Source organism: Acidithiobacillus sp. 'AMD consortium', assembly GCF_008926505.1.
In the GTDB taxonomy this organism is placed as follows: Bacteria; Pseudomonadota; Gammaproteobacteria; order Acidithiobacillales; family Acidithiobacillaceae; genus Acidithiobacillus; species Acidithiobacillus ferridurans.
In genome coordinates this window covers 1,629,574-1,651,479 of the sequence record NZ_CP044411.1, presented here as the reverse complement: position 1 = coordinate 1,651,479, position 21,906 = coordinate 1,629,574, and the positions used below count along the sequence as shown (strand labels likewise).

General features: G+C 58.3%; 18 protein-coding genes and 1 riboswitch. Of the genes, 10 read left to right on the top strand and 8 right to left on the bottom strand.

Annotated features, from left to right (window positions below):
- Positions 1 to 228: 228 nt before the first annotated feature.
- Positions 229 to 377: riboswitch (FMN riboswitch) on the top strand.
- A gap of 99 nt (positions 378 to 476) precedes the next feature.
- On the top strand, positions 477 to 1,148 hold the full coding sequence (gene ribB / locus F6A13_RS08510) for a 3,4-dihydroxy-2-butanone-4-phosphate synthase (protein WP_126605623.1): 672 nt from the start codon (positions 477 to 479) through the stop codon (positions 1,146 to 1,148).
- A gap of 200 nt (positions 1,149 to 1,348) precedes the next feature.
- Here the strand turns inward: ribB and F6A13_RS08505 are convergent, their stop codons facing one another.
- The gene (locus tag F6A13_RS08505) at positions 1,349 to 2,254 is read right to left on the bottom strand and encodes a LysR family transcriptional regulator (protein WP_113525538.1); all 906 of its coding nucleotides are present in this window, start codon (positions 2,252 to 2,254) and stop codon (positions 1,349 to 1,351) included.
- Positions 2,255 to 2,376: 122 nt separating this feature from the next.
- Between F6A13_RS08505 and F6A13_RS08500 the strand changes: the two genes are divergently transcribed.
- Both F6A13_RS08500 and F6A13_RS08495 read left to right on the top strand, forming a co-directional pair.
- Positions 2,377 to 3,582, top strand: coding sequence for a TDT family transporter (locus tag F6A13_RS08500; RefSeq protein WP_151528147.1), 1,206 nt, complete (start codon positions 2,377 to 2,379; stop codon positions 3,580 to 3,582).
- A gap of 78 nt (positions 3,583 to 3,660) precedes the next feature.
- A complete protein-coding gene (locus F6A13_RS08495) occupies positions 3,661 to 4,944 on the top strand; it encodes a hypothetical protein (RefSeq protein WP_126605622.1) in 1,284 nt (427 codons plus the stop codon).
- Between the two features lie 178 nt (positions 4,945 to 5,122).
- Here F6A13_RS08495 and F6A13_RS08490 read toward each other — a convergent pair whose 3' ends face one another.
- Positions 5,123 to 5,608 (bottom strand): Lrp/AsnC family transcriptional regulator, encoded by a 486-nt coding sequence (locus tag F6A13_RS08490; protein WP_151528146.1) that lies wholly within the window; start codon positions 5,606 to 5,608, stop codon positions 5,123 to 5,125.
- Between the two features lie 143 nt (positions 5,609 to 5,751).
- On the opposite strand from F6A13_RS08490, the gene F6A13_RS08485 reads away from it, so the two are divergent.
- The gene (locus F6A13_RS08485; protein ID WP_126605621.1) at positions 5,752 to 7,455 is read left to right on the top strand and encodes a 2-isopropylmalate synthase; all 1,704 of its coding nucleotides are present in this window, start codon (positions 5,752 to 5,754) and stop codon (positions 7,453 to 7,455) included.
- A gap of 89 nt (positions 7,456 to 7,544) precedes the next feature.
- On the opposite strand, the gene F6A13_RS08480 is transcribed toward F6A13_RS08485, so the two are convergent.
- The 3 genes from F6A13_RS08480 to F6A13_RS08470 are packed head-to-tail and all read right to left on the bottom strand — an operon-like array spanning position 7,545 to position 11,349.
- On the bottom strand, positions 7,545 to 10,028 hold the full coding sequence (locus F6A13_RS08480) for a cation-translocating P-type ATPase (protein ID WP_126605620.1): 2,484 nt from the start codon (positions 10,026 to 10,028) through the stop codon (positions 7,545 to 7,547).
- A gap of 30 nt (positions 10,029 to 10,058) precedes the next feature.
- Positions 10,059 to 10,832, bottom strand: a complete 774-nt coding sequence (locus F6A13_RS08475) for a UDP-2,3-diacylglucosamine diphosphatase (protein WP_126605619.1) — start codon at positions 10,830 to 10,832, stop codon at positions 10,059 to 10,061.
- A 4-nt stretch (positions 10,833 to 10,836) separates the two neighbouring features.
- Positions 10,837 to 11,349: a peptidylprolyl isomerase gene (locus F6A13_RS08470; protein ID WP_113525545.1), complete on the bottom strand. Its 513-nt coding sequence runs from the start codon at positions 11,347 to 11,349 to the stop codon at positions 10,837 to 10,839.
- Positions 11,350 to 12,436: 1,087 nt separating this feature from the next.
- Here F6A13_RS08470 and F6A13_RS08465 point away from each other — a divergent pair.
- Positions 12,437 to 12,883 (top strand): DUF4168 domain-containing protein, encoded by a 447-nt coding sequence (locus tag F6A13_RS08465; protein ID WP_113525547.1) that lies wholly within the window; start codon positions 12,437 to 12,439, stop codon positions 12,881 to 12,883.
- Positions 12,884 to 12,952: 69 nt separating this feature from the next.
- Positions 12,953 to 14,365: a PQQ-binding-like beta-propeller repeat protein gene (locus F6A13_RS08460; RefSeq protein ID WP_113525872.1), complete on the top strand. Its 1,413-nt coding sequence runs from the start codon at positions 12,953 to 12,955 to the stop codon at positions 14,363 to 14,365.
- 245 nt (positions 14,366 to 14,610) lie between these two features.
- On the opposite strand, the gene xseA is transcribed toward F6A13_RS08460, so the two are convergent.
- Positions 14,611 to 15,951, bottom strand: coding sequence for an exodeoxyribonuclease VII large subunit (gene xseA, locus F6A13_RS08455; protein ID WP_113525548.1), 1,341 nt, complete (start codon positions 15,949 to 15,951; stop codon positions 14,611 to 14,613).
- Positions 15,952 to 16,106: 155 nt separating this feature from the next.
- Between xseA and trxA the strand changes: the two genes are divergently transcribed.
- Positions 16,107 to 16,478 (top strand): thioredoxin, encoded by a 372-nt coding sequence (gene trxA, locus F6A13_RS08450; protein WP_126605618.1) that lies wholly within the window; start codon positions 16,107 to 16,109, stop codon positions 16,476 to 16,478.
- A 55-nt stretch (positions 16,479 to 16,533) separates the two neighbouring features.
- On the opposite strand, the gene F6A13_RS08445 is transcribed toward trxA, so the two are convergent.
- Together F6A13_RS08445 and F6A13_RS08440 are read right to left on the bottom strand one after the other, a co-directional pair.
- Positions 16,534 to 17,364 carry an energy transducer TonB gene (locus F6A13_RS08445; RefSeq protein WP_113525550.1) on the bottom strand — a complete coding sequence of 277 codons (831 nt, stop codon included), beginning with the start codon at positions 17,362 to 17,364 and terminating at the stop codon, positions 16,534 to 16,536.
- Positions 17,365 to 17,484: 120 nt separating this feature from the next.
- A complete protein-coding gene (locus F6A13_RS08440) occupies positions 17,485 to 18,696 on the bottom strand; it encodes an MFS transporter (protein ID WP_126605617.1) in 1,212 nt (403 codons plus the stop codon).
- Positions 18,697 to 18,828: 132 nt separating this feature from the next.
- Here F6A13_RS08440 and xseB point away from each other — a divergent pair, with 132 nt between their 5' ends.
- Genes xseB through dxs form a run of 3 tightly spaced genes read left to right on the top strand, consistent with a single transcriptional unit; the run spans position 18,829 to position 21,865 of the window.
- Entirely contained in the window at positions 18,829 to 19,077 is a 249-nt protein-coding gene (gene xseB, locus F6A13_RS08435; protein ID WP_009567229.1) for an exodeoxyribonuclease VII small subunit, read from the top strand.
- A complete protein-coding gene (locus F6A13_RS08430; protein WP_126605616.1) occupies positions 19,074 to 19,994 on the top strand; it encodes a polyprenyl synthetase family protein in 921 nt (306 codons plus the stop codon). Before xseB ends, F6A13_RS08430 begins: the two co-directional genes overlap by 4 nt.
- The gene (dxs, locus tag F6A13_RS08425) at positions 19,991 to 21,865 is read left to right on the top strand and encodes a 1-deoxy-D-xylulose-5-phosphate synthase (protein WP_126605615.1); all 1,875 of its coding nucleotides are present in this window, start codon (positions 19,991 to 19,993) and stop codon (positions 21,863 to 21,865) included. The genes F6A13_RS08430 and dxs overlap by 4 nt, the downstream gene beginning before the upstream one ends.
- Positions 21,866 to 21,906: the final 41 nt, after the last annotated feature.

Sequence of the window (21,906 nt, the reverse complement as noted above, 5' to 3'; positions counted from 1 at the left end):
CCCTAGCCTTGAAAAGTTCTTCGCGTCGCCAATGGTGACGACCAGTGCACTCGCCGTGAGATAGCCAATGACCTGGGACTTGTCTACACGCTGGCTTGACGCATTTTCCCGATGCCGGATGAAGATTACCGTGGTTTTCCTGATAGTTCCAAACATTCAGATGGAGGATCGTTTTCAGGTAGCGTGATCGGCCATTGGCCATCGGGCCCTTGTCGTGTTAGATTCTGGGCTCATCTTCAGGGCGGGGCGAAACTCCCCACCGGCGGTAAGCCTGTTTGTTGTCAGGCAAGCCCGCGAGCGCTCGCGTTCACGCGAGGTCAGCAGATCTGGTGTAATTCCAGGGCCGACGGTCACAGTCCGGATGGAAGAAGATGTTGATGCACGGCACGCTTGTTGCGTTTTCACGCGACATAGCGCCGTGTGTCCGCGTTTGCCCTGAAATGTTTTTCGCCTTTTCTACCTGCGAGGAGCGTTTCATGTCTGTTCAAACTACCATGTTGTTGAAGAGTGATGTTGCTGTAGCCAGCCCGGAATGGCAGCGGGCACTCGAGGCCATGCGTGCCGGCCGCCCGGTTATTCTCCTGGATGATTCCGATCGGGAAAACGAAGGTGACCTTATTGTCGCTGCCGAACGTCTGACCGTGGCGACCATGGCGATGTTGATCCGTGAGTGCAGCGGAATCGTGTGCTTGTGCCTTACCCCGGAGCATGTGGCCCGCTTGGATTTGCCGCCCATGGTGCAACAGAACGAAAGCCGCTTCGGTACTGCTTTCACCGTTTCCATAGAGGCTCGGGAAGGGGTGACCACCGGGGTATCGGCAGCGGATCGTGTGACTACCATTCGGGCGGCTATCACGTCTGGCGCCAGGCCCGGCGATATCGCCCGTCCCGGCCATATCTTTCCGTTGTGCGCGCATCCGGAGGGGGTATTAGGCAGGCGCGGGCATACGGAAGGTTCCGTTGATCTGGCGCGATTGGCGGGCCTGGAACCTGCAGCGGTGCTCTGCGAGTTGATGAATCCGGACGGTAGCATGGCCAAAGGGGACGATATCGTCCGTTTCGCAGCCCGGCACGATCTGCCGGTCATCACCATAGAGGATATAGTGGCATTGCGGCGGCGAGAGGGAAAACCGCCGATTTTGGGGTGAGTGCATAGGGGGTGACGACTACGCCGCCGGTGGCATCTTGCCGTGCCTTATCCAGGCAGGGTTTTGGGTGGCCATAAAGACGACCATCAGTCTGGTAAAGGCATGGGGCCAAGCAACGGCGTAGAGATGACAGCGACGGCAGGCCGATGGTGTAGGAGTAGGTAAAAACAGGATGGTAGAGTATCTGCCGAACGCTCTGTTTACCCGGCTTTTTCTCTCGTCACCATATGCTGTAGTAGCGCCAGGAACGCCTTGGCGCTATGACTTGGCGCACGCCGGTGCAGTACCGAAAGTTTGTGGCGGATAACGGGCGTAGTAGTCAGCGCCGCAATGCCAGGCCGTTGGCCGGCGCCGTTGAGTGCGGAGACAAAACCGACCCCCAGCCCGCAGCGCACCGCATCGCGGACGGCAGCAAGACCGCTCAATTCATACCGGATTTCAGGATAAATCCCCTGCTTCTGAAAAGCTTGCATCACATGATTACGAACGCCCGAACCTTCCTCCCGCCAAACCAGGGTTTCCTCGGCAAGGGATGAAAGGGAAAGAGGTTCGGACCGTCCTAGCCATGGGTGTCGATCGGGGACCAGCGCCACGATCTCCGTTTCCACTAGCGTTTCCTGCGTCCAATCGGTGGCGCCGGATAATGCTGCGTCGTCTTCCACAAAAACCAGATCCGCTTGGTCACGCATGGATATGGCCCGACGACTGTTGGTGGTGACTAGGCGCAAGGCAACCCCAGGATAGCGGGCACGAAAATCGGTGATGGCCCGTGGCAGGAGGGTCTCGGCATTGCTGTGGCTAGCCACCAGGGCAAGAGATCCCCGCAGCAACTCCTGTGTATCCCCTCGCAACGCCCGAGCTTCTGCCAAAGCCGCTTCGATCTGCTCTGCGATCCGCAAGAGCCATAGCCCGGTCTCGCTCGGCTCGATACCGCGACGATTGCGTCGATACAATGGTTCCCCTACCCATTCCTGCAACTGTTTGAGGCGATGAGACACGGCCGGTTGGGTCATGAAAAGCAGATCTGCGGCGGCGTGCAGATTTCCTGAGCGGGCCGCTTGCGCCCAGATCAACAGCAGGACCGGGTCTGGTTTTTCGGAAGTCATCCGTTTTACATCCTTTCAAGAAATTATCTGTGCTTATTTCTTTAGTTAGGAAATAGCATTGGACGCCAATTTGATCCAACTACAAACTGCAACTGAAGATTTTAGTCTGGATGAATATTCTCATGAATTTGTTTTCTGATGTGCCCAACAACGATCCGGGTGAAATCATCCGCCATTTCACGCCCAACTGGTTTGCCGCCACCATGGGAACGGGCATCCTGGCGCTGATGCTGGAAGATTTTCCTATGGCCCATGGCCTACTCCACCCGGCGGCACAGGCCCTATGGTGCGTCAACGTTTTCTTTTTCGTGCTGTTTTCGGCTCTCTTCCTGGGCCGGGCGCTGGTTTTCCCTGACAGCTTTCGCCGTTTATTCGACCATCCGATACAGTCTTTGTTCATCGGTTGCATCCCCATGGGCTTTGCTACCATCGTCAACGGCATGATCCTGATATGGCCGGTGACCGCCAACTCTGCTCTCTGGGCCTATGGCTGGTGGTGGGTGGATGCCGTCCTGGCCATCCTCTCGGTCCTTCTGGTGCCATTTTTCATGTTTACCAGCCAAGTTCACAGCCTGGAACGGATGACCGCCGCTTGGCTGCTGCCCATCGTGCCGCCGGAGGTGGCTGCGGCCAGCGGTGGCTTGGTGGCCCAGCACGTGGCGCCCTGGCTGGGGGTGTCTGTCATCTATGTGAGTTATGTGTTCTGGGCCGTTTCGGTACTGCTGTCTCTGGGAATTTTGACCATCTTGTTCCTGCGTCTAACCCTGCATCGTCTGCCACACAGGGACATGGCCGTGTCCTCCTGGTTGCCACTGGGACCAATCGGCACCGGCGCCATGGCCATGATCACCCTGGGCGACGCAGATGGTCATGTGTTCACGGGGACCTCCTTGGTACCCATGGCCCAGTTTGACCACATGGCCGGACTCATGGTAGCGCTGCTGCTCTGGGGTTTCGGTATCTGGTGGCTGTGCATGGCGGCCTTTTTTACCCTGCGCTATCTCGGTGAGGGGCTACCCTACAACATGGGTTGGTGGGGCTTCACGTTCCCGCTGGGCGTCTACGATTCGTCTACCTATCTGTTGTTCAAAGACACCCATTATCTGCCTTTCCTGGTGCTGGGCGCCGTGTTCACGGTAATGCTGGCTGCCTTCTGGGGGGTGGTGACCCAGCGTAGTTTGGTGGGCATGTGGACCGGTTCCTTGTTCCGCGCCCCTTGTTTGTCGGAAGAGACGGGGATGCTGGAACCGGAATGCTCGTCGGAGACCGACCCGCGCAGTCCTTCTGACTCCAGTAAGAAAACGCTCATGGACCGCTTGAGAAGCTAAAAAACGCGCCGCCGGGCCACCGACAGTGCTCAGGGTGTCGACCTCTTTATCAACGAGGCACAGAAAAAGGAGATAGTCATGAAAAAACCGATTTTGGCCGCGATTCTTTCCGCTACTCTGGCGGTTCCCGTTTTATCCCATGCTGAAACCATCAAGGATTGGCTCATGCAGAGCCAAGTGAGCGGCGACATTCGATCCTATTATTTCAATCAGCTCTATGGCGGCTCGCCGCTGCCCGATAAGTATGCCTATTCCCTGGGCGGCATGCTCCGGGTGCAGACGGCTCCCGTCTACGGGATTAGCGCGGCAGTGGCTTTCTACACGGCCAACGATCTGGGGGCCAACGACACCGGCGGCGGGCAGAGTCATCTGGACCCTCTGCTTATGGGTGACCGCACCTCCCTCAACGTTCTGGGTCAGGCTTATCTACAGTATCAAGACCCGTGGGTGCAGTTGCGGGTGGGGAATCTGCTTCTCGATACCCCGTGGATGAACCCCTCGGACGCCTTCATGATCCCCAGCACCTTTCAGGCGGTAGCGATACGGGTGACCCCCATCAAAAATCTCCAGATCATCGGTATCCGTGAATTCCGCTTCAAAAACCGCATTCAGGCCGACTATCAACGCCAGACCCTGCTGAATTTCAACGATCATTACAGCTATCTACCCGACAATAGCATCGGCACCCTGGCCTTTGGTCTCAAAGGGCACCTCATGGGCGTCCACGCGTCCGCCTGGTTCTACCGCTTTTACAGTCTCACGAACATGTTCTACGGCACTCTGGGTTACACCACTCCAACCCTGATGGGGCATTTTCGGCCCTTCGCCGATTTTCAGTATGCCCGGGAATGGGCTAACGGCGCGCAACTGGCGGGGCCGGTGAATGCCACGGTCTACGGTGGTATGGCGGGGATTCAGGGAGATTTCGACGGTGTGACGGGGCAGATATTCGCTGCATATGACCAGATTCCCTCCCGCGCCGTGACCCTGGCCAACGGCCAGACCTTGTACAACGGGGGCTTCATCTCACCCTATACCCAGCAATACAGCGCCGACCCTCTGTACACCAGCATCATGGATTACGGCCTGGTGGACGCGTCCGCCTCGGGCCACGCCTGGAAATTCGGTTTCTTGCTGCATCCCCTCCGCCAGGTGCGCATCAAATATTCGTACAGCATCTATGATACCGCGCCCTATCTGCCCAATGTGGACGCCAATTACCTGGATGTGACCTACAGCCCGGGCGGCTTCTGGAAAGGCGTATCCCTGCGTAATCGCCTCGCCCTCGTTCACAGCAATCCCTATGGGGGCTATCGTGGTACCTTTATCGATGATCGCTTGATGCTGCAATATAGCTTTTAATGAGAGAAAGGAATGCAGCGGCAGCATCGAAGGGCACCCGCCGGTTTGGCCGCTTCGGTGGCTGCAAAGCTGTCGATGGCATCTTGCCAGGCCTTGTCCAGACAGGGTTTGGGTGGCCGCAAAAGACGGATAAGGAAGGGGATGGGGCCTGTCCTGGCCATTGCCCCAGCTGCGGTGATCAATACACCGGCAATTCCGTCGTATCCACCACCTTGCGCAGCACAAAGCTGGAATGCACACCGGTCACCCCCTCGATGCGCGTCAGGCGATGAAGCAGAAAATCCTGAAAATGCTCCATATCGCGCACCGCGACCTTGATCTGGTAATCCGCGTCATGGCCGGTGATGAGGTAGCACTCCAGCACTTCCGGCGAGCGACTGATTTCCGCCTCAAAATGCTCAAGGCGCTCGGGGGTATGGCGGTCCATGCTGATGTGCATCAGCACCATCAGCGCCAGGCCCAGATGCTGCGGGTCAAGCAGAGCCACACGCCTGCGGATGATCCCGGCTTCTTCCAACGCCTGCACCCGGCGCAGGCAAGGGGAGGGGGACAAAGCGATACGCTCAGCGAGACGCTGATTGCTGAGTCCGCCGTCGCGCTGGAGTTCCTCGAGAATGCGGCGGTCGTAGCGATCTAATTCGATGGTAGGGGCTTTCGACTTCATAGCACAATATTACTCCGCTAATGGGCGTTAATGCGCAATAATCATGCGACATAATCGCTTTTGCGGCCCCAATTCGCAAGCACCTGTGGCGACTTCTTCCCTATACTGCGTCCATCGTCACTTGCCGCAGGAGATGGAACACCATGGGAACCTTCAACCGCCGCCGTTACCGCGCCTTCGCGCCCGTTCACAAACCGGACCGGCGCTGGCCTAACCGCCGTATGCACCACGCGCCCGTTTGGACCAGTGTCGATCTGCGCGATGGCAATCAGGCGCTGGTCTCCCCCATGAGCGTCGAGCAAAAGCTCCGGATGTTCGATTTGCTCGTACGTATGGGTTTTCGGGAGATCGAGGTAGGTTTTCCCGCCGCCTCCCATCCTGATTTCGACTTTGTGCGGCGCATCATTGAAGAAGATCGTATCCCCGAGCAAGTGACCATCCAGGTGCTTACCCAGGCGCGGGAAGCCCTGATTGACCGCACATACGAGGCCTTGAAAGGGGTGCGGCGGGCGATTGTCCATGTCTACAACTCCACCAACCCGGCCCAGCGCGAACAGGTGTTTGGCCTGGATCGGGAGGGCATCAAAGCCATTGCCGTACGTGGCGCGGAGTGGGTGAAGGCCGGAGCGGTACGCTATCCAGAGACGGAATGGGTCTTTCAATATTCGCCGGAGAGCTTCAGTGCCACCGAGCCGGACTACGCAGTGGAGATCTGCGAGGCGGTCAACGCGGTCTGGCGGCCCGACCAGGGGCAGGCGGTGATCCTCAACCTGCCCGCCACCGTCGAATCGTCCATGCCCAACGTCTTCGCGGATCAGATTGAATGGTTCTGCGACCACTTGCGCGGACGAGAGCACGTGAAAATCAGTGTGCACAACCACAATGACCGCGGCTGCGCGGTGGCGGCGGCGGAACTTGCGGTATTGGCCGGCGCCGACCGGGTAGAGGGCACCCTCTTCGGAAACGGCGAGCGGACCGGCAACATGGATGTCCTTACCATGGCCATGAATCTTTACTCTCAGGGCATTGATCCGCAACTGGATATGTCCATGGGTACGGAAATCGCAGACATCTATACCACGTGTACGGGTATGGCTGTGCCGCCGCGCCATCCCTGGTTTGGCGGGCTGGTCTACACGGCGTTTTCCGGCAGTCATCAGGACGCCATTCGCAAGGGCATGCACCATCGGCGGGGACGGGAAGATGCTGTCTGGGAGGTGCCCTATCTGCCCATCGATCCTGCGGATTTGGGGCGTAGGTACGAGGAGGTGGTGCGCATCAACAGCCAGTCCGGGAAAGGCGGTGTCGCCCATGTGCTGGAGCGCGACTACGGTATTTCCTTGCCGCGCTGGTTGGCGCAGGACTTCAGCGCCGTAGTACAGGCGACTTCCGAACAGGAGACGGGTGAAGTCAGCTCAGCCCAGATTTTCGACCTGTTCGAGAGCCATTACTGCCATACCTCGGAGGATTGGCACCTGCGGCGCTACCGTCTCAGCCGGGAAGGGGAGCAGGTCGCAGCGACCGTAGTGGTTGGTCCGGAGCCACGGCCGCATATTCTGCAGGGCAAGGGAAGTGGCGCCGTAGGTGCCTTGGTCGATGCCCTGATCCAGAGTTGGGGCGTGCGTGCCGAGGTGGAGCAGTTCGACCAGCATGCCCTCGGTAGTGGTACCAGCGCCCGCGCCATGGCCTGCGTTCGGGTCAGTGTGGATCACGGCCGTGCGACGTCTGCGGTGGCCTTTGGCGAGGATACCACTGAGGCCGCTTTACAGGCGGTACTCAACGCTATTGGCCGGTCCGCCGAAAAAAATAACGCATGGAGCACATCGGTAGAACGGCGAGTACGTTAATTACCGTGTTCTGCCCGCGCAGGACTTCGCCTCTCAGTCGATGACGATACGTTTCTATCCTGGCATGAACACGAGCGTGGCGGTGCGCCTCAGGTTGGCTGCGGCGGCACCGCAAGCTTGCCAGCCAGCCACGCCAACGCCGTACAGAAGGCAATGATCCCCATATCCGCGCCCCCCATGGCCGTTGTCGCGAATACCCGCTGAAAAAATGGCAGACAGGAGAAAAGTCCCTGGGCAACCAGCGCAGCTGACATCGCAGTCACCAGGACGACATCTCCCCAGTCATGACGCCGGCGCCCATACATGGCCAGCAGTATTCCGGCCTCCATGCCTACCAGGGCATTCACCGCCAGGGTATGCGCATGGCTGTCGCTGTGCAGTGTCGCATCGCCAAAAAACACCGCAAAGACGGTTACGACCAGAAAGGTACTCAACCCGGCGATGCGCCACCATAACGCTCGCGGAATGAGCGCCTCCCAGGCCGGACGCGGTTTGCGCTCCATCACGCCGTGATCCGCCCCCATGAACGCAAAGGCCAGGGTCAGCGTACTGGCGGTAATCGTGTTTACCCAAAGTATTTGCAGTGGCGTAACAGGCAGGGTCATTCCCGACAGCACCGCGAAAAAAATCACCAGCCCTTCCGCAAAATTGGCCGGCAGCATAAAGAAAGTCGTGCGCCGGATATTGTCATAGATGTGGCGCCCCTCCGCTACGGCGGTGGCGATATGGGCAAAGTTGTCATCACTCAGCACCATCGCCGCAGCCTCACGGGCCACGTCGCTCCCCGATTGCCCCATCGCCACGCCAATCTGCGCCCGGCGCAAGGCGGGTGCATCGTTGACACCATCACCGGTCATGGCGACCACCTCGCCGCTGGCCTGCAGAGTCTGCACCAGTTCCAGCTTATCGGCGGGCTGCACCCTGGCGAAAACCACTGCGTCGCGGGCCAGAGTCTGCCGTTCCTCCGTGCCCGCGCTGGTCCACTGGGCATGATCGACCACCGCCGCCGGACCATCCTCCAGAATACCGACCTGACGGGCGATAGTGGCGGCCGTCTGCGGATGATCGCCGGTAACCATGATCACCCGGATACCGGCACTGCGGCAGGCAGCAATGGCGGCCGGTACGGCGGCACGCGGTGGATCCAGCAGCGCGACAACGCCCAACCAGGTCCAGCCACCATCGTCCAGAGTCTCCCACTGCCCATCCGCTGCGCTGGCCAGGGCAATGGTACGCATGCCGGCAGTCGCCATATCCGCAATGACTTTGTGCCAATAGGCCGGAATGACTTCCGCCACCCCGTTCGCGGTTGCCATCCGCTGACAACGCTGCAGGACCCATTCCGGGGCACCTTTAATGGCGATGCCGTCGTTGTGGCGTGTTGCCATGAAGGGCTGCTCGTGGCTAAAAGGCCGGGCATCCACCCGCGGAGATCCCATCCGCAACACATCGACGTCCGCACCATGCGTGCCCGCATAGCGGAGCAGAGCTTGCTCCAGAGGATCGCCTATACCGCTCTTGTCGTTGCGCAGTTGAGCGTCGTTACACAAAATCATGACCCGCAGGGCACGTTGCAGCAGGGCGGGGGAGTCATCGGCGAGGGCCAGATCCTGCACGGTCATACGATTTTCTGTCAGGGTGCCCGTTTTGTCAGTGCAAATGACGGTAACCGTGCCCAGGGTTTCCACTGCCGGTAACTGGCGGATGATGGCGCCCCGTTGCGCCATACGCTGCACGCCCAGCGCCAGGGTCACACTGATTACCGCGGGTAATCCTTCGGGAATAATGGCTACCGCCAGACTGATGGCGGCGAGCAGGGCGAACTCCAGCGCCTCGCCCCGCCACCAGGCGATACCCGTCGCGATAGCTGCCAGAAGAACGACGGTGAAGGCGAGAGTCCGGGACAAACGGCTGATGCGCTCCAGCAGAGGCGAGCGCATGGTCAGGGTGGTTCCCATGAGTTGGTGGATACGGCCTATTTCGGTGGCGCTGCCGGTGGCGGTCACCTGACCAACACCATCTCCCCCGGTCACCAGCGTTCCGGCCCACAGCAGTAACTCGCCCGCGTCGCTAGAAGTGGTTTTATCCACCGGGACGGACTCCCCCGTCAGCAGGGATTCGTCCACCCGCAGGGCATGCGCCTCCCGCAACCGCATGTCCGCGCTGATGCGCGCGCCATTTTCCACCCGCACCCAGTCGCCAGGCACCAGTGCCTCAGCGGGCAGGTGTTGCCAGTCGCCATCGCGACAGACCAACACCTGCGGAGCGAGAAAAGACTGCAGTGCCTGCACGGCTTTCTCCGCGCGGTTCTCCTGAACAAAACCGAGCATGGTGTTGATCAGGATCACCGCGCCGATGACTGCGCCGTCTACCAGATGCCCGAGCACCAGCGATATGAGCGCAGCGGCCAGCAGAATCGCGATGAGGGTGTTACGAAACTGCGCCAGCAGTTGTTGCCACCAGCGCGGCGTATGCGCCGTGGGCAAGCGATTGAGCCCGTACTGTTGCAGCAACGCCGAGGCAGCAGCGCTGCTCAGACCGCATGCCACCGGATCATGCTCCGTGGCGTCCATGTTGATCCCTCCGGTCGCGCAAAGCCGAAATTACGGTGGACTCAGTAGCTGCAAGGACCATTGGCCGTTTTCCCAGCGCCCGATTTGTGCGCCATCAGCATCCCAGGCACCCAACACCATGCGCCGTCCCTCCGGACCCTGCTCCCAAAGGGGGCGATGGGTATGGCCGTGAATCAAAATGTCATAAGTGGCCCCATCCAGCGCAAAAGCACCCTCCCCCTGGAGGGCGGCGACGATGGTCTGCGGATTGGCGTCGGTTATGGCTGGTGCCTTGGCCCGCACTTCCCGGCTGCTGCCGCGACGCAATCCGCGAGCGATACGCTGGAGCCAGGCATAAGGCAGGCGCCCCAGCGTCAGTCGAGTCATCGGATGGCGAATCACCCGGCGAAAGCGCTGGTAACGATGATCGTCGCTGCACAGCAAGTCACCATGGGTCAGAAGGACACGCTGATCGCCCAGTTGCAGCAGCGCCGGGTCGGGCAGAGCGATAATCCCGAACTGCGCCAGAAAGTCGGCTTCCAGGGCAAAGTCCCGGTTACCGACCATGAGATACACCGCGGTCCCCTGCTTATGCAACCCATGGAGCAGGGCAAGGATTTCCGCATAAGGAGCTTCCGCCGCCTGATCCCGATGCACCCAGTAGTCAAACAGATCGCCCAGAATGAAAACCGCCCGTGCAGCCCGGCCCTCGTGCCAACAAAATTGGCGGAACAGGGCGGTCAGCGCGGGCTGTGCGGAACACAGATGCAGGTCAGAGATAAACAGCACGGGGCCATTACCAAGGTTTGCACCCTGCACCGTCATAGACTCAGGCCGCAGGCAGACGCTCACCCTTGTCGATGGAGATGGTTTCCTTGGGCACGTCCTGGTGCATGCCCTTATTACCGGTCGGGGTCTTGGCGATATCGTCCACCACATCCATCCCGCTGATGACCGTACCAAAAACGGCATAGCCCCAGCCCGATCCTGAGGCTGACTTGAAGTTCAGGAAATCATTGTCTGTCAGATTGATGAAAAACTGCGCGGTGGCGGAGTGGGGATCATTGGTCCTCGCCATGGCGAGAGTGCCGCGCGCATTCTTCAGACCATTCCCCGCCTCGTTGGCGATGGGCGCATGGACGGCTTTCTGCTGCATGTCCGCCGTAAAACCCCCGCCCTGAATCATGAAGCCAGGTATCACGCGATGAAAGATGGTACCGTCAAAAAAGCCCTCATCGACATACTTCAGAAAATTCTCGACGGTGTTGGGCGCCTTGTCGACGTCCAGCTCAATGACGATATCACCCTTGTTGCTGTGCAGCACTACTTGCGGATTTGCCATGAACACTCCTCAGAATTCAGGGCACCAGCGCCCTGCTAGAAAAATTCACCACTCACGCCAGTGGCGACGAAGGCCAAGAGTAAAGCGATAGAGCAGGCCTTGTCGATACCCGGGCCCCTGTTCAACGGCTAGCCCTGTCGTTGAGAGAAGACTAGGCCTGCACCACCGCGGCAACTGCGAAAAATGCCCTGTTCGCGGTGCCCTGGAACCTCGTTTGCTAAAATGAAGCATGTAGACTCTCGTGGTGCTGTCCGTCACGCCTGAAGAATGGCCACATAAAATATCAGCAGATTTAAAACGGCCACCGCCGCCATGCCGGGGATAAATCCGAGCACGCCCGTTCCGCCCGGAGCCGTCGGGCTCAGCCAACTGATTCCCCGCTAGCCCAGAAAATAGGGAATAAACCACCACATATACTGCCACCTGGTACGGACCATATTCGTTTCCGCCAAGTGCCGTTAATGGCATAAAATACAGAGATCTGTGCTCACGTCAACCAAGCGGTTATTTTGATGCCTCAGTGATAGTGCCACCATTATAAGTGTTGTGCATCCGCCACTCCAGCATGCGACACAATAAAAATATAATCGTTCAGTATAGATCTATGATTCTATAATAACTACTTGATAAACAAAGATTATTGTTGTTATTCTATGTTCCGCTAAAAACATGTAAAACCAATCTGTAACATTATTGATTTTATAAGTTATTAGGTGTGTGCTATGGATTTGCGCCACAACGTGGAAATGGAGCAACAACAAATTGTCATAAGTGCAACTATTTATCCTGATGCGCACATGGTTGGCGCCACAACAAAAATATGTTACGATACTTTTCATATGAAGGTCGGCATGAAATGTAACCACGTGGTTATATTTGCTTCTGTTAGCTGGCTGTGGTTAATAGTTATTCACAAATCAAAAGATTAGGAGAAACAAAATTATGAGAAATAAAAAGCATTTAATACTTCCCATTTCCTGAATGGGAATGCCGCCCCGGCTTCCAACGGGGTTTGATCTGTCGTCCATATCTGTATCACTTGGGATCGCTAAGCGAGGTCCGAAAGTTATAGGGAGAGTAGCCAATCATGTATCATATGTTACGCAATATGTTGTTAGGATTAGGTGTTTTTATCTTCGGCAGTACCTTGGCCTTGGCCGACATGGGGTCGTCCGTGGGGCCTGTTTCACAGCCTGCCGGCACCACGGCTCAACCCGGCCAAGGCACCACCGCGCCAATGATGCCGGCACAACCGGCTCAGGGTCCTCACGTGGGTCACAAGGAATTGCATCGCTTTGCATCGGCCGTTGTGGCTATTCGTCCGATCGACAAGAAGGTGCATCAGGAGATGTCGACGAAAAAAATGACCGTTGCGCAACATCATCAGATACTCGTGAAATACGGAACGCAAATAAAGCATATTTTGGTGCAGAATCATCTCACGCCAGTGAAATATGAAATGTTGTTGAAAAAGGCGCAGACAGACCCGGCGTTTGCTCAACGTACGGAAGCTGTCATGAAAACCATGGGTTAGTTATTGATTTTAAAAAACGCGTTTGGCGGAAGCCTCATTTTGCCGGCTTTCGCCTGGGTTCTTTTGGGGATGGCGAGCGTAACCGTATCCGCAGCTTCCACCACCATATCTCAGTTCGAGGGGAATGCGCGACATTTGGCGTTTACCCCGAACAAGATCGGTGACTTCGATACCTTCATCGGTCAGCACATCATTGCTCCACCATCAGTCGACGGAGAAACCCTGTTGGTAACGACGGGGAAGGCGGGACGCCGCCAAGAGGGGCAGGTGCTGCGCATCGATGCACGGACAGGCGCCATTATATGGCGAACCTCGTTGGGCAACATGACCATGACGCAAGCGATCATGGCGGACCATGACGTGATAGTAGGGCTTGGGGGGAAGCGTATGTTTGCGGTCAACGCGGGCTATTCCTGCCGTTCCCGATTTCCCCATGCCATCGTGGCACTCCAGGCGGCTACCGGCAAGCCGGTCTGGGAATACGCCACGCACTGTCAGGATATGCCGACGCCTGACTATGTCCACCATGAAGTTCTAACTCCTACCGGGGGCGGGCGTTTCGTCGCCCTGGACGCCCGCACAGGGAAGCTGCTTTGGCAGACACGCATCGGTGGATGGTCGGCGATGTCTTCTCCCGCCAGAGTGGGTTCGAATCTGTATTTCGGAACGGACAATCTTTTTACTCGCCACAACGATTTTTACGATATCGACTGGCGAACTCACAAAATTCGGTGGTCGCGAAATTTCGCGCATACGGTCAATCTTGCGGAAGCATCCCCGGTGGTGTGTGGGAACGCCGTGTTCACGGCGTTCATGCGTAAGGATTCCTACGACCTGTGGGACATTCTGGTACATCTCTGGAAGCACACCCCGATGCGCCACTTTACCTTCGAAGTGGTGAGCCTAGACGCAGCGACCGGGCGTCTGATCCATCGAAAAAGCATCTATACCCGTTACCTATCGCCGCGCGCATGGATTCAAGGGCGTATCATCAGCAGTGAAATATATTGGAAGAACTGGGTAATAGCAGCACTACGGAAAATGAGCCACGCCATCCATCTACCAGCCCTGTTTTCCCATATGCGCAGGCACGATCCGACGCACCCCGGAATCTACGACCCTCCCCTCACCGCGTGGCACCGTATCATTTATGTCGAACCGCGCTTGACCAAACGTTTATATGCGTTGGATGCGCGTACAGAAAGAATCCTCTGGACCTTCCGGACAGGGACGGATGTCAGTAACCCCAATATATACCATGGAGCCCTCTATACGGTGAATGCCAAGGGAATATTATATGTGTTGAATGCGCGAACGGGCAAACTGATACATACCGAAAGACTCGCAACCGGCACGGTGGGCCCATCCGATGGGCTGCTCAGTCCGCATGCCTTTGTTGTGGGAGGCGCCTCCGGGAATCTGGTCTCCCTGCCTATCGGGCATATGAAAACGGTTGATGGCGTCGATGAAAATGCCCGCTGAACGTCAGCGACGCGGTCCCCAGCAATACACAGCGGGTACGGCTATTTGTATGGAAGCGCTGGCGCCCCGGAAAATTCTTGCACTTTAGAGTATGCGTGCTAACGCACGTACCCCATCGATGAAAAAGACGCAAACTGATCCGGCATTCGTGCAGCACGTCGAAATCCTGACAAAGGCGCATGATGGGTAGGACTTTCTGTGGCTTTACCGAACCGATGTGATGTTGAGGCACATGGCATGCCGCGCTAATCACTTTTTTCGAGAACCTCGCAGAGCAGGGCGCCCTGTGCCAGGGTCGCGGTAACCTGTGCATGCACCGCGACAGAGGCGCTGCCAAAAATGACCTTGCCGGATTCGTCGCGAAGGACGGCAAAACCGCGCTGCAGCACGGCCAAGGGGTCCAGCAGGCGTAAGGCCGCTACCTGCTGTTGCTGTTGAACCGCAGCGCTGGCCAATCGCTTATCTATCGCCAGAGTCAGGGCGGCGCGTCGGGCTTCCAGCATCTCATTCAGACTTTGCAAGCGCTGGCGCGGGTCTTGCCGCAAACGTCGGGCCTGGAGAACCTGCAGTCGTCCGCCCCATACGGCTTGCTGACGCTGCGTGACCCGCCGCAAGGCCTCACGCGCCAGACGCAAACGGCGCTCAGCATCCCGCACCCGCTCGCCAGGATGACGAAGGCGCAGCCGCAAATAGTCGAGGCGCTGAGTCGCGTCCCGTAGCGTGCGCTGCATGGACTGTTCCAGTTGTCGCCGTTGTGTCTGCACCCGTGGCAACCACTCAGCGCGGTCGGGGCTAACCGCTTCCGCCGCCGCCGTGGGAGTCGCCGCACGCAAATCGCCCGCAAAATCAGCAATGGTGAAATCAATTTCATGACCAATACCCGTCACCACCGGCACCGGGCAGGCACGAATGGCGCGCGCCACGCTTTCTTCATTAAAACACCACAGATCCTCCGCGCTGCCGCCGCCACGCGCCAAGATCACCACATCCTCCTGCCGCCGACTGGCAATGCGGGCCAGCGCGGTGCAAATCTGTGCTGCCGCCTGATCGCCCTGCACCGGCACCGGATAAATCATGACCGCGAGCATTGGCCAGCGTCGCGCCAGCGTCACCTGAATGTCATGCAGCGCCGCACCGCTTGCGGAAGTGACCACGGCGACCCGCTGCGGCCAGCGGGGGAGGGGCCGTTTGATCTCCGGCGCAAAAAGCCCTTCGGCCGCAAGCTTATCCCTGAGGGCGGCAAAACGTGCCTGTAAATCGCCCACCCCGGCATCCAGTAATTGTTCGACAATCAACTGAAAATCGCCCCGTCCTTCATACAGGGTGGGCTGCGCCAATACCTGCACCTGCATGCCGTTGCGGGGCTGTATCCGGGTATAGGTATTGCGCTGCCGGAACATGGCGCAGCGCACCTGCGCCCGCGCATCTTTCAGCGAAAAATACCAGTGCCCCGATGCGGGGCTGCTGAAATTGGACAGTTCACCCTCCACCCTTAACAGCGGAAAATTCCCTTCAATGATCTCGCGGGCGGCAGCGTTCAGTGCGCTGACGGTGAGTATGGGGATCTGCGAATCATTGCTGGTCATGGCAGGCTCTCATGGTTGAGGGGGTGTACTGAAGACTCTTGACCCTGTCGCCCTTCGCGTTCTAAGGTCAGCATAATACATTTTACTGTCATTCGGGATGGTCCCGAATGACCGGGCGCATCGCCGCGCAAACATCCGCATCAAAGGAATTCCTCATGGCCATAGTAGAACTCACGCAAGATAATTTCGACGCCGTCGTGGCTGGAAACGACATGGTACTGGTTGATTTCTGGGCGCCCTGGTGTGCACCCTGCCGCGCCTTCGCGCCCATTTTCGAGGCCGCTGCTGAGAAGCATCCGGATGTGGTGTTCGCCAAGGTGAATACGGACACCGAGCAGGAACTTGCAAACTCTTTCCAGATCCGTTCCATTCCCACCCTGACCGTCTTCCGCCAGCAGATCGGTATTTTCTCTCAGGCGGGCTCACTCCCGGCCAGCGCGCTGGAAGAAGTGATCCAACAGGCCCGGGCACTGGATATGGACAAAGTCCGCGAAGAAATCTCCGCTCAGCCGGGTACAACGCACTGATCAACACATCGGTGTCTGGTCAGGAGCGGGCGCTTCATGGTCATCACCGATGAGATCAATGCCAGGCCGATACATGCCGCACCCCCAGGAAATGCATATTCAGCGGAATTTCTATTTTACGGGTTTGCTCTGCGAGTTGCTTTGAGAACGGCGTATACGGGAAGGAGAGGCGGATGATCCGTTCCGCCGCCGCATCCAGGGCTTTGTTCCCCGATGACTGCACCATGATGATGCGTTGAAGGTCTCCCTGCGGATTCAGCACGACCTTTACCTTGAGTTGCCCGACCATTTCGCCCGGGTAATTGAGATCGCCGATTCGCTCCAGTTTTTGTATCCATCCGGCAATATAAAAATCTGCCACTGGTCCTTTCGGATTTTCAAACTTGGGTAACGGCGGACTTGCAGTCGCGGCGCGGGCCACTTGGTCCATCTGTTCTTCCAATCTGCCAATGCTGATATGAGGCAAGGGTTGAATCTGCGTACTGGGGGAGGCCTCCTGTGTCATCTCCGGCGCCACCCGTTGCGACAGACGATGCGCTGGTGTCGGCGCACGACGAGGTTGCGGCACGGCTCTGGGTTTAGGCTGCGGACGTGCGGCGGGTACGATCCGATGCGGCGTGGCAAACGGCTTGCTGGGGGCCAGGGCCCGCGGCATGGTTGGGCTGGGCGCCTGGGGCCGGATAGGTTTGGGCATGATTTCAAAGGTCTTGTGGACGGTTGTTTGACTGCGCAATGACACCATTTTCGGCTTCTGGACGTGTACCAGAAAAAAAATACCCAGCGCTATAAGCAGAGCGGAAAGCAACAACCAGGGCGGCAGGCTCTCGCTCCAGTGGGGCTTTTCCTCGGGAACCAGAAAATAAAACTTGTGTTCAGCGATGGCCAATCGTCCTAACCTCGCGGCAACGCCGCCCCACGCAATTCAAGCCGCCCCCGCTGGGCGGGCACTGGGCGTAAGCTTGAATCATCGACAGCCCCGAGTAAAGGTGGCGCGCCGTACCCAAGCCTAATGCTTCCGCTCGCTGGGAATGTGGGGCAAAAATCCGGCCAGTATACCGAGCAAGGGCAGGAAAGCGCATATCTGATATACCACCTGAATACTCCAGACGTCTGCCAGTTCCCCCAGCAATGCGGCACCGACCCCGCCCAGACCAAAAGCCAGCCCGTAAAACAGACCGGAAACGGTTCCGATCTTGCCGGGTACCAATTCCTGTGCATACACCACGATGGCCGGAAAGGCCGAAGCCAGCAGAAAACCGATGACTATGGTCAATATGGCACTCAGGGTCAGGCCCACATAGGGTAGAGCCATGGTGAAGGGCGCGATCCCCAGCAGAGAGACCCAGATCACCTTCTTGCGGCCGATCCGGTCGCCAATCGGTCCGCCCGCCAATGTCCCCGCTGCCACTGCCGCCAGGAACACGAAGAGGTGCATCTGCGCTTCCCGGGTTCCGATATGAAAGCGCTGCATCAGGTAAAAAATCAGGTAACTGCTGATGCTGGTCAGATACAGAAACTTGGAGAACATCAGTGCGACCAGTATGATCATGCTGCGTCGCACCAGTTTGGCAGGTAGCAGGGGCGCCACGGCCTTTGCCGCTGGCCTTCTGGGCTGATGGTGCTGGTGCTGATACCAGCGCCCCACGAAAGAAAGAATCACGATGGCTAGCAACGCCGCCAGTGAGAACCATGACAGGCTGTGCTGACCGTTGGGCATGACGACAAAGGCGGCCAGCAACGGACCCGCCGCTGCGCCCACATTTCCACCCACCTGAAAGATGGATTGCGCCAGTCCGTGGCGTCCGCCAGAGGCCATCCGCGCCACCCGCGACGACTCTGGGTGGAATACCGAAGAACCCAGGCCCACTAACGCTGCTGCCAACAAGAGCACCTCATAATTCGGGGCCACGGATAGCAACAGTAGCCCACCAAAGGTAAACAGCATGCCGAAGGGCAATGAATAGGGCATGGGGTGGCCATCGGTGAAACGCCCGACCAACGGTTGAATGATGGATGCGGTCACCTGATAGGCGAGCGTAATCAACCCGATCTGCCCAAAACTCAGGTCGAAATGGCTTTTAAACAGCGGGTACACCGCCAGCATCAGCGACTGGATGCTATCATTGAGAAAATGTGACGCGCTGATAGCGCCCAAAACCTCAAAGCGGGTGACGTTGGTGGCCGTGTTGGGGACATTCCCAATCTTTTGCAGAGACATGGCGAAAGCCTTAAAGATGATGTGCGGCAGGATTTTAGGGGTTGACGAACGTACCGTCCAGTCTGAATCTTCGTTTTTTCCCTTGCCCAGAGGACTGGGCCTAGTGTTTAATTGGCGAACATGGAAAAGCATATGAACGACGAATCGTCCCCCGTGGAAGCCCCCGCCGACTTCGCAAGCACCCTGGATGCCTTGGAAGAGACCGTTCGCCGCCTGGAAGGGGGGCAGTTGGGTCTGGAAGACTCTGTCGCCCTTTTCCAGCGCGGCATCGAATTGTCCAGGCGTGCCGAGGCGCAGTTGCAGAACGCGCGGCAGATCGTGGAAACATTGCTCGGAGAGGACGCGGTTCCTGCTCCGCTTACTCAGGAAGAAGACGGATGACCCTGGATGTTGCGGTGAACAACGAAACTTTTGCGCAGTTCCGGTCACGCTCGGTACGACGCATTGAGGACGTTCTGGAAACACTGCTGCCCCCGGCGCATCTCCTGCCGGCGCGGCTGCATGACGCCATGCGTTACAGCACGCTGGGTGGCGGCAAGCGCGTCCGTCCTCTGCTGGTATACGCAGCAGGGGCCTGCTTGGGGGTGCCGCTGGAGCGTCTGGACCGCCCTGCAGCGGCATTGGAAATGATCCATGCCTATTCGCTAGTGCATGATGATCTCCCCGCCATGGACAATGATGATCTGCGTCGCGGCCTGCCCACCTGTCATCGCGCCTATGACGAGGCCACGGCCATTCTTGTCGGCGACGGTTTGCAGGCGCAGGCCTTTCTGGTGCTCGCGGAACCAGGTTGGGGCATGGCGGCGGAACGGCAGGTGCAGATGCTGGCAACCCTCGCGCAGGCCGCTGGTTCGCGGGGTATGGTGGGAGGACAGGCCATTGATCTTGCCGCGGTGGGGCGTGAATTGGCCTTGCCGGCGTTGGAGCAAATGCACCTGCACAAAACGGGCATGCTCATGCGCTGCGCCATCCAGTTGGCGCTCTGTGCGGCAGGCATTGATGCGCAGGAGGCTCGGGGTGCCGCGCTGCTGCGTTACGCCGATCGTGTCGGGCTCGCCTTTCAGGTGCAGGACGATATCCTTGACGAAATCGGGGATCTGCAACAGACCGGGAAAGCGCAGCAGGGCGCGGACCGCAGCCGCAATAAACCCAGTTTCATCACCCTGCTTGGCCTTGCAGAGGCGCGGAGCTATGCCCAACGCCTGCTCGACGAGGCTTTGGATGCCTTGCAATCCTGGCAAGCAGAAGCAGATCATCTTCGCGCCCTGGCGCGCCTCATTATAGAGCGGAGCAAATGAGTGATTTGTTGAAGGGTTTCCCCATGCCTGCCGAACTGCGCCAGATGTCGCGCGGTGAGCAGAAGAACGTGGCCAAGGCGGTGCGTCACTTCCTCTTGGAAACGGTCAGCCAGACGGGTGGGCATCTCTCTTCCTGTCTCGGAGCTGTGGAGCTGACCGTGGCGCTGCACGCCGTATTCAATACGCCGGACGATCGTCTGATCTGGGACGTCGGACACCAGGCATACCCCCACAAAATTCTCACCGGGCGTAGCGCACGTTTTCCGCAGTTGCGCATCAGGGATGGTCTTTCCGGCTTCCTCAAACGAGATGAGAGCCCCTATGACAGCTTCGGCGCCGGACACTCCAGTACCTCCATCAGCGCTGGTCTGGGGATGGCGGTGGCGGCCAGGCTGGAGCATAAATCACGGCAGGTGGTGGCGGTCATTGGTGATGGTGCCATGACGGCAGGTCTCGCCTATGAAGCGCTGAATAACGGCGGGGTTTTGGATGCCGACCTGCTGGTTGTTCTCAATGACAACGAAATGTCTATTTCACCCAATGTTGGTGCGGTATCCCGATACCTGACGGGCATTCTTTCCGGGCGCCTCTATAACACCGTACGCGAGGGGGCGGGACAGGCGTTGAGCTTCGTACCGCCATTGCGAGAACTGGCCAAAAAGGCGGAAGAGGGCGTGAAGGGGTTGGTGACGCCGGGGGTGCTGTTCGAGGAAATGGGATTTCATTATTTTGGTCCCATTGATGGCCACGATCTGGATGCGTTGATCCCGACTCTCGAGAACCTGAAAAAAATCAGAGGACCACGTTTGCTTCATGTGATCACTAAAAAGGGCAAGGGCTATGGTCCTGCCGAGCAGGATCCCTGCGGCTATCACGGAGTAACGCCCTTTAACCGCAGTGATGGCAGGATGGCGAAGAAATCCGCCGGTGCACCCAGCTACACCCAGGTGTTTGGGGACTGGCTCTGCGAAAAAGGCGCGGCGGAAAAACACCTGGTCGCCATTACACCGGCCATGCGGGAGGGCTCCGGACTGGTGCGCTTTGAGCAACTGTTTCCCGAGCGTTATTTTGATGTGGGTATCGCCGAGCAGCATGCGGTGACTTTTGCGGCAGGGCTGGCCTGTGATGGGATACATCCGGTGGTCGCCATCTACTCCACCTTTTTGCAGCGGGCCTATGACCAGCTCCTGCATGATGTCGCCATCCAGAATCTGCCGGTACTTTTTGCCATCGACCGTGCCGGACTGGTGGGGGCCGACGGCGCCACCCATCAGGGCGCCTTCGACATCGCGTATGCCCGTTGCATACCGAATCTGGTCATCATGGCACCAAAAGATGAGCAGGAAATGCGCGACATGCTCAATACAGGCTTTGCCTGGCAGGGCCCTGCCCTGGTGCGATATCCGCGCGGTAACGGACTGGGCGTAGCCCTGGACAGAGATTTATCCCGGCAGATCCCTATCGGCAAGGCCGAGATCCTTCGGAAAGGCAAGGATCTGGCGATTCTCGCCTTCGGTACCCGGGCAGCAGCGGCCATGGCGGCGGGCGAAACCCTCGGCGCCACCGTCGTCAACATGCGCTTCGTCAAGCCGCTGGATACGGAATTGCTGATCAGCCTGGCCCAGAGTCATCGCGCATTTTTGACGGTGGAGGAAGGCTCACGTATGGGCGGTGCCGGTAGTGCCGTGGCAGAATTCCTGCTCAACGAGGGCGTCGTCATACCTATGCGTCTACTCGGTTTACCCGACATCTTCATCGAACAGGGCGACGCCAGCCAATGGTTGGCAGATCTGGGCCTGGGTGCCGCAGGAATCGAAAAGTCCGGCAGAGAATTGCTGGCATTGCTTGCCCCGTCACCAGTCCGGGCGTAGTATTTGACTAATTCGATCCACTATTCCCAAGCGAGGGTCCG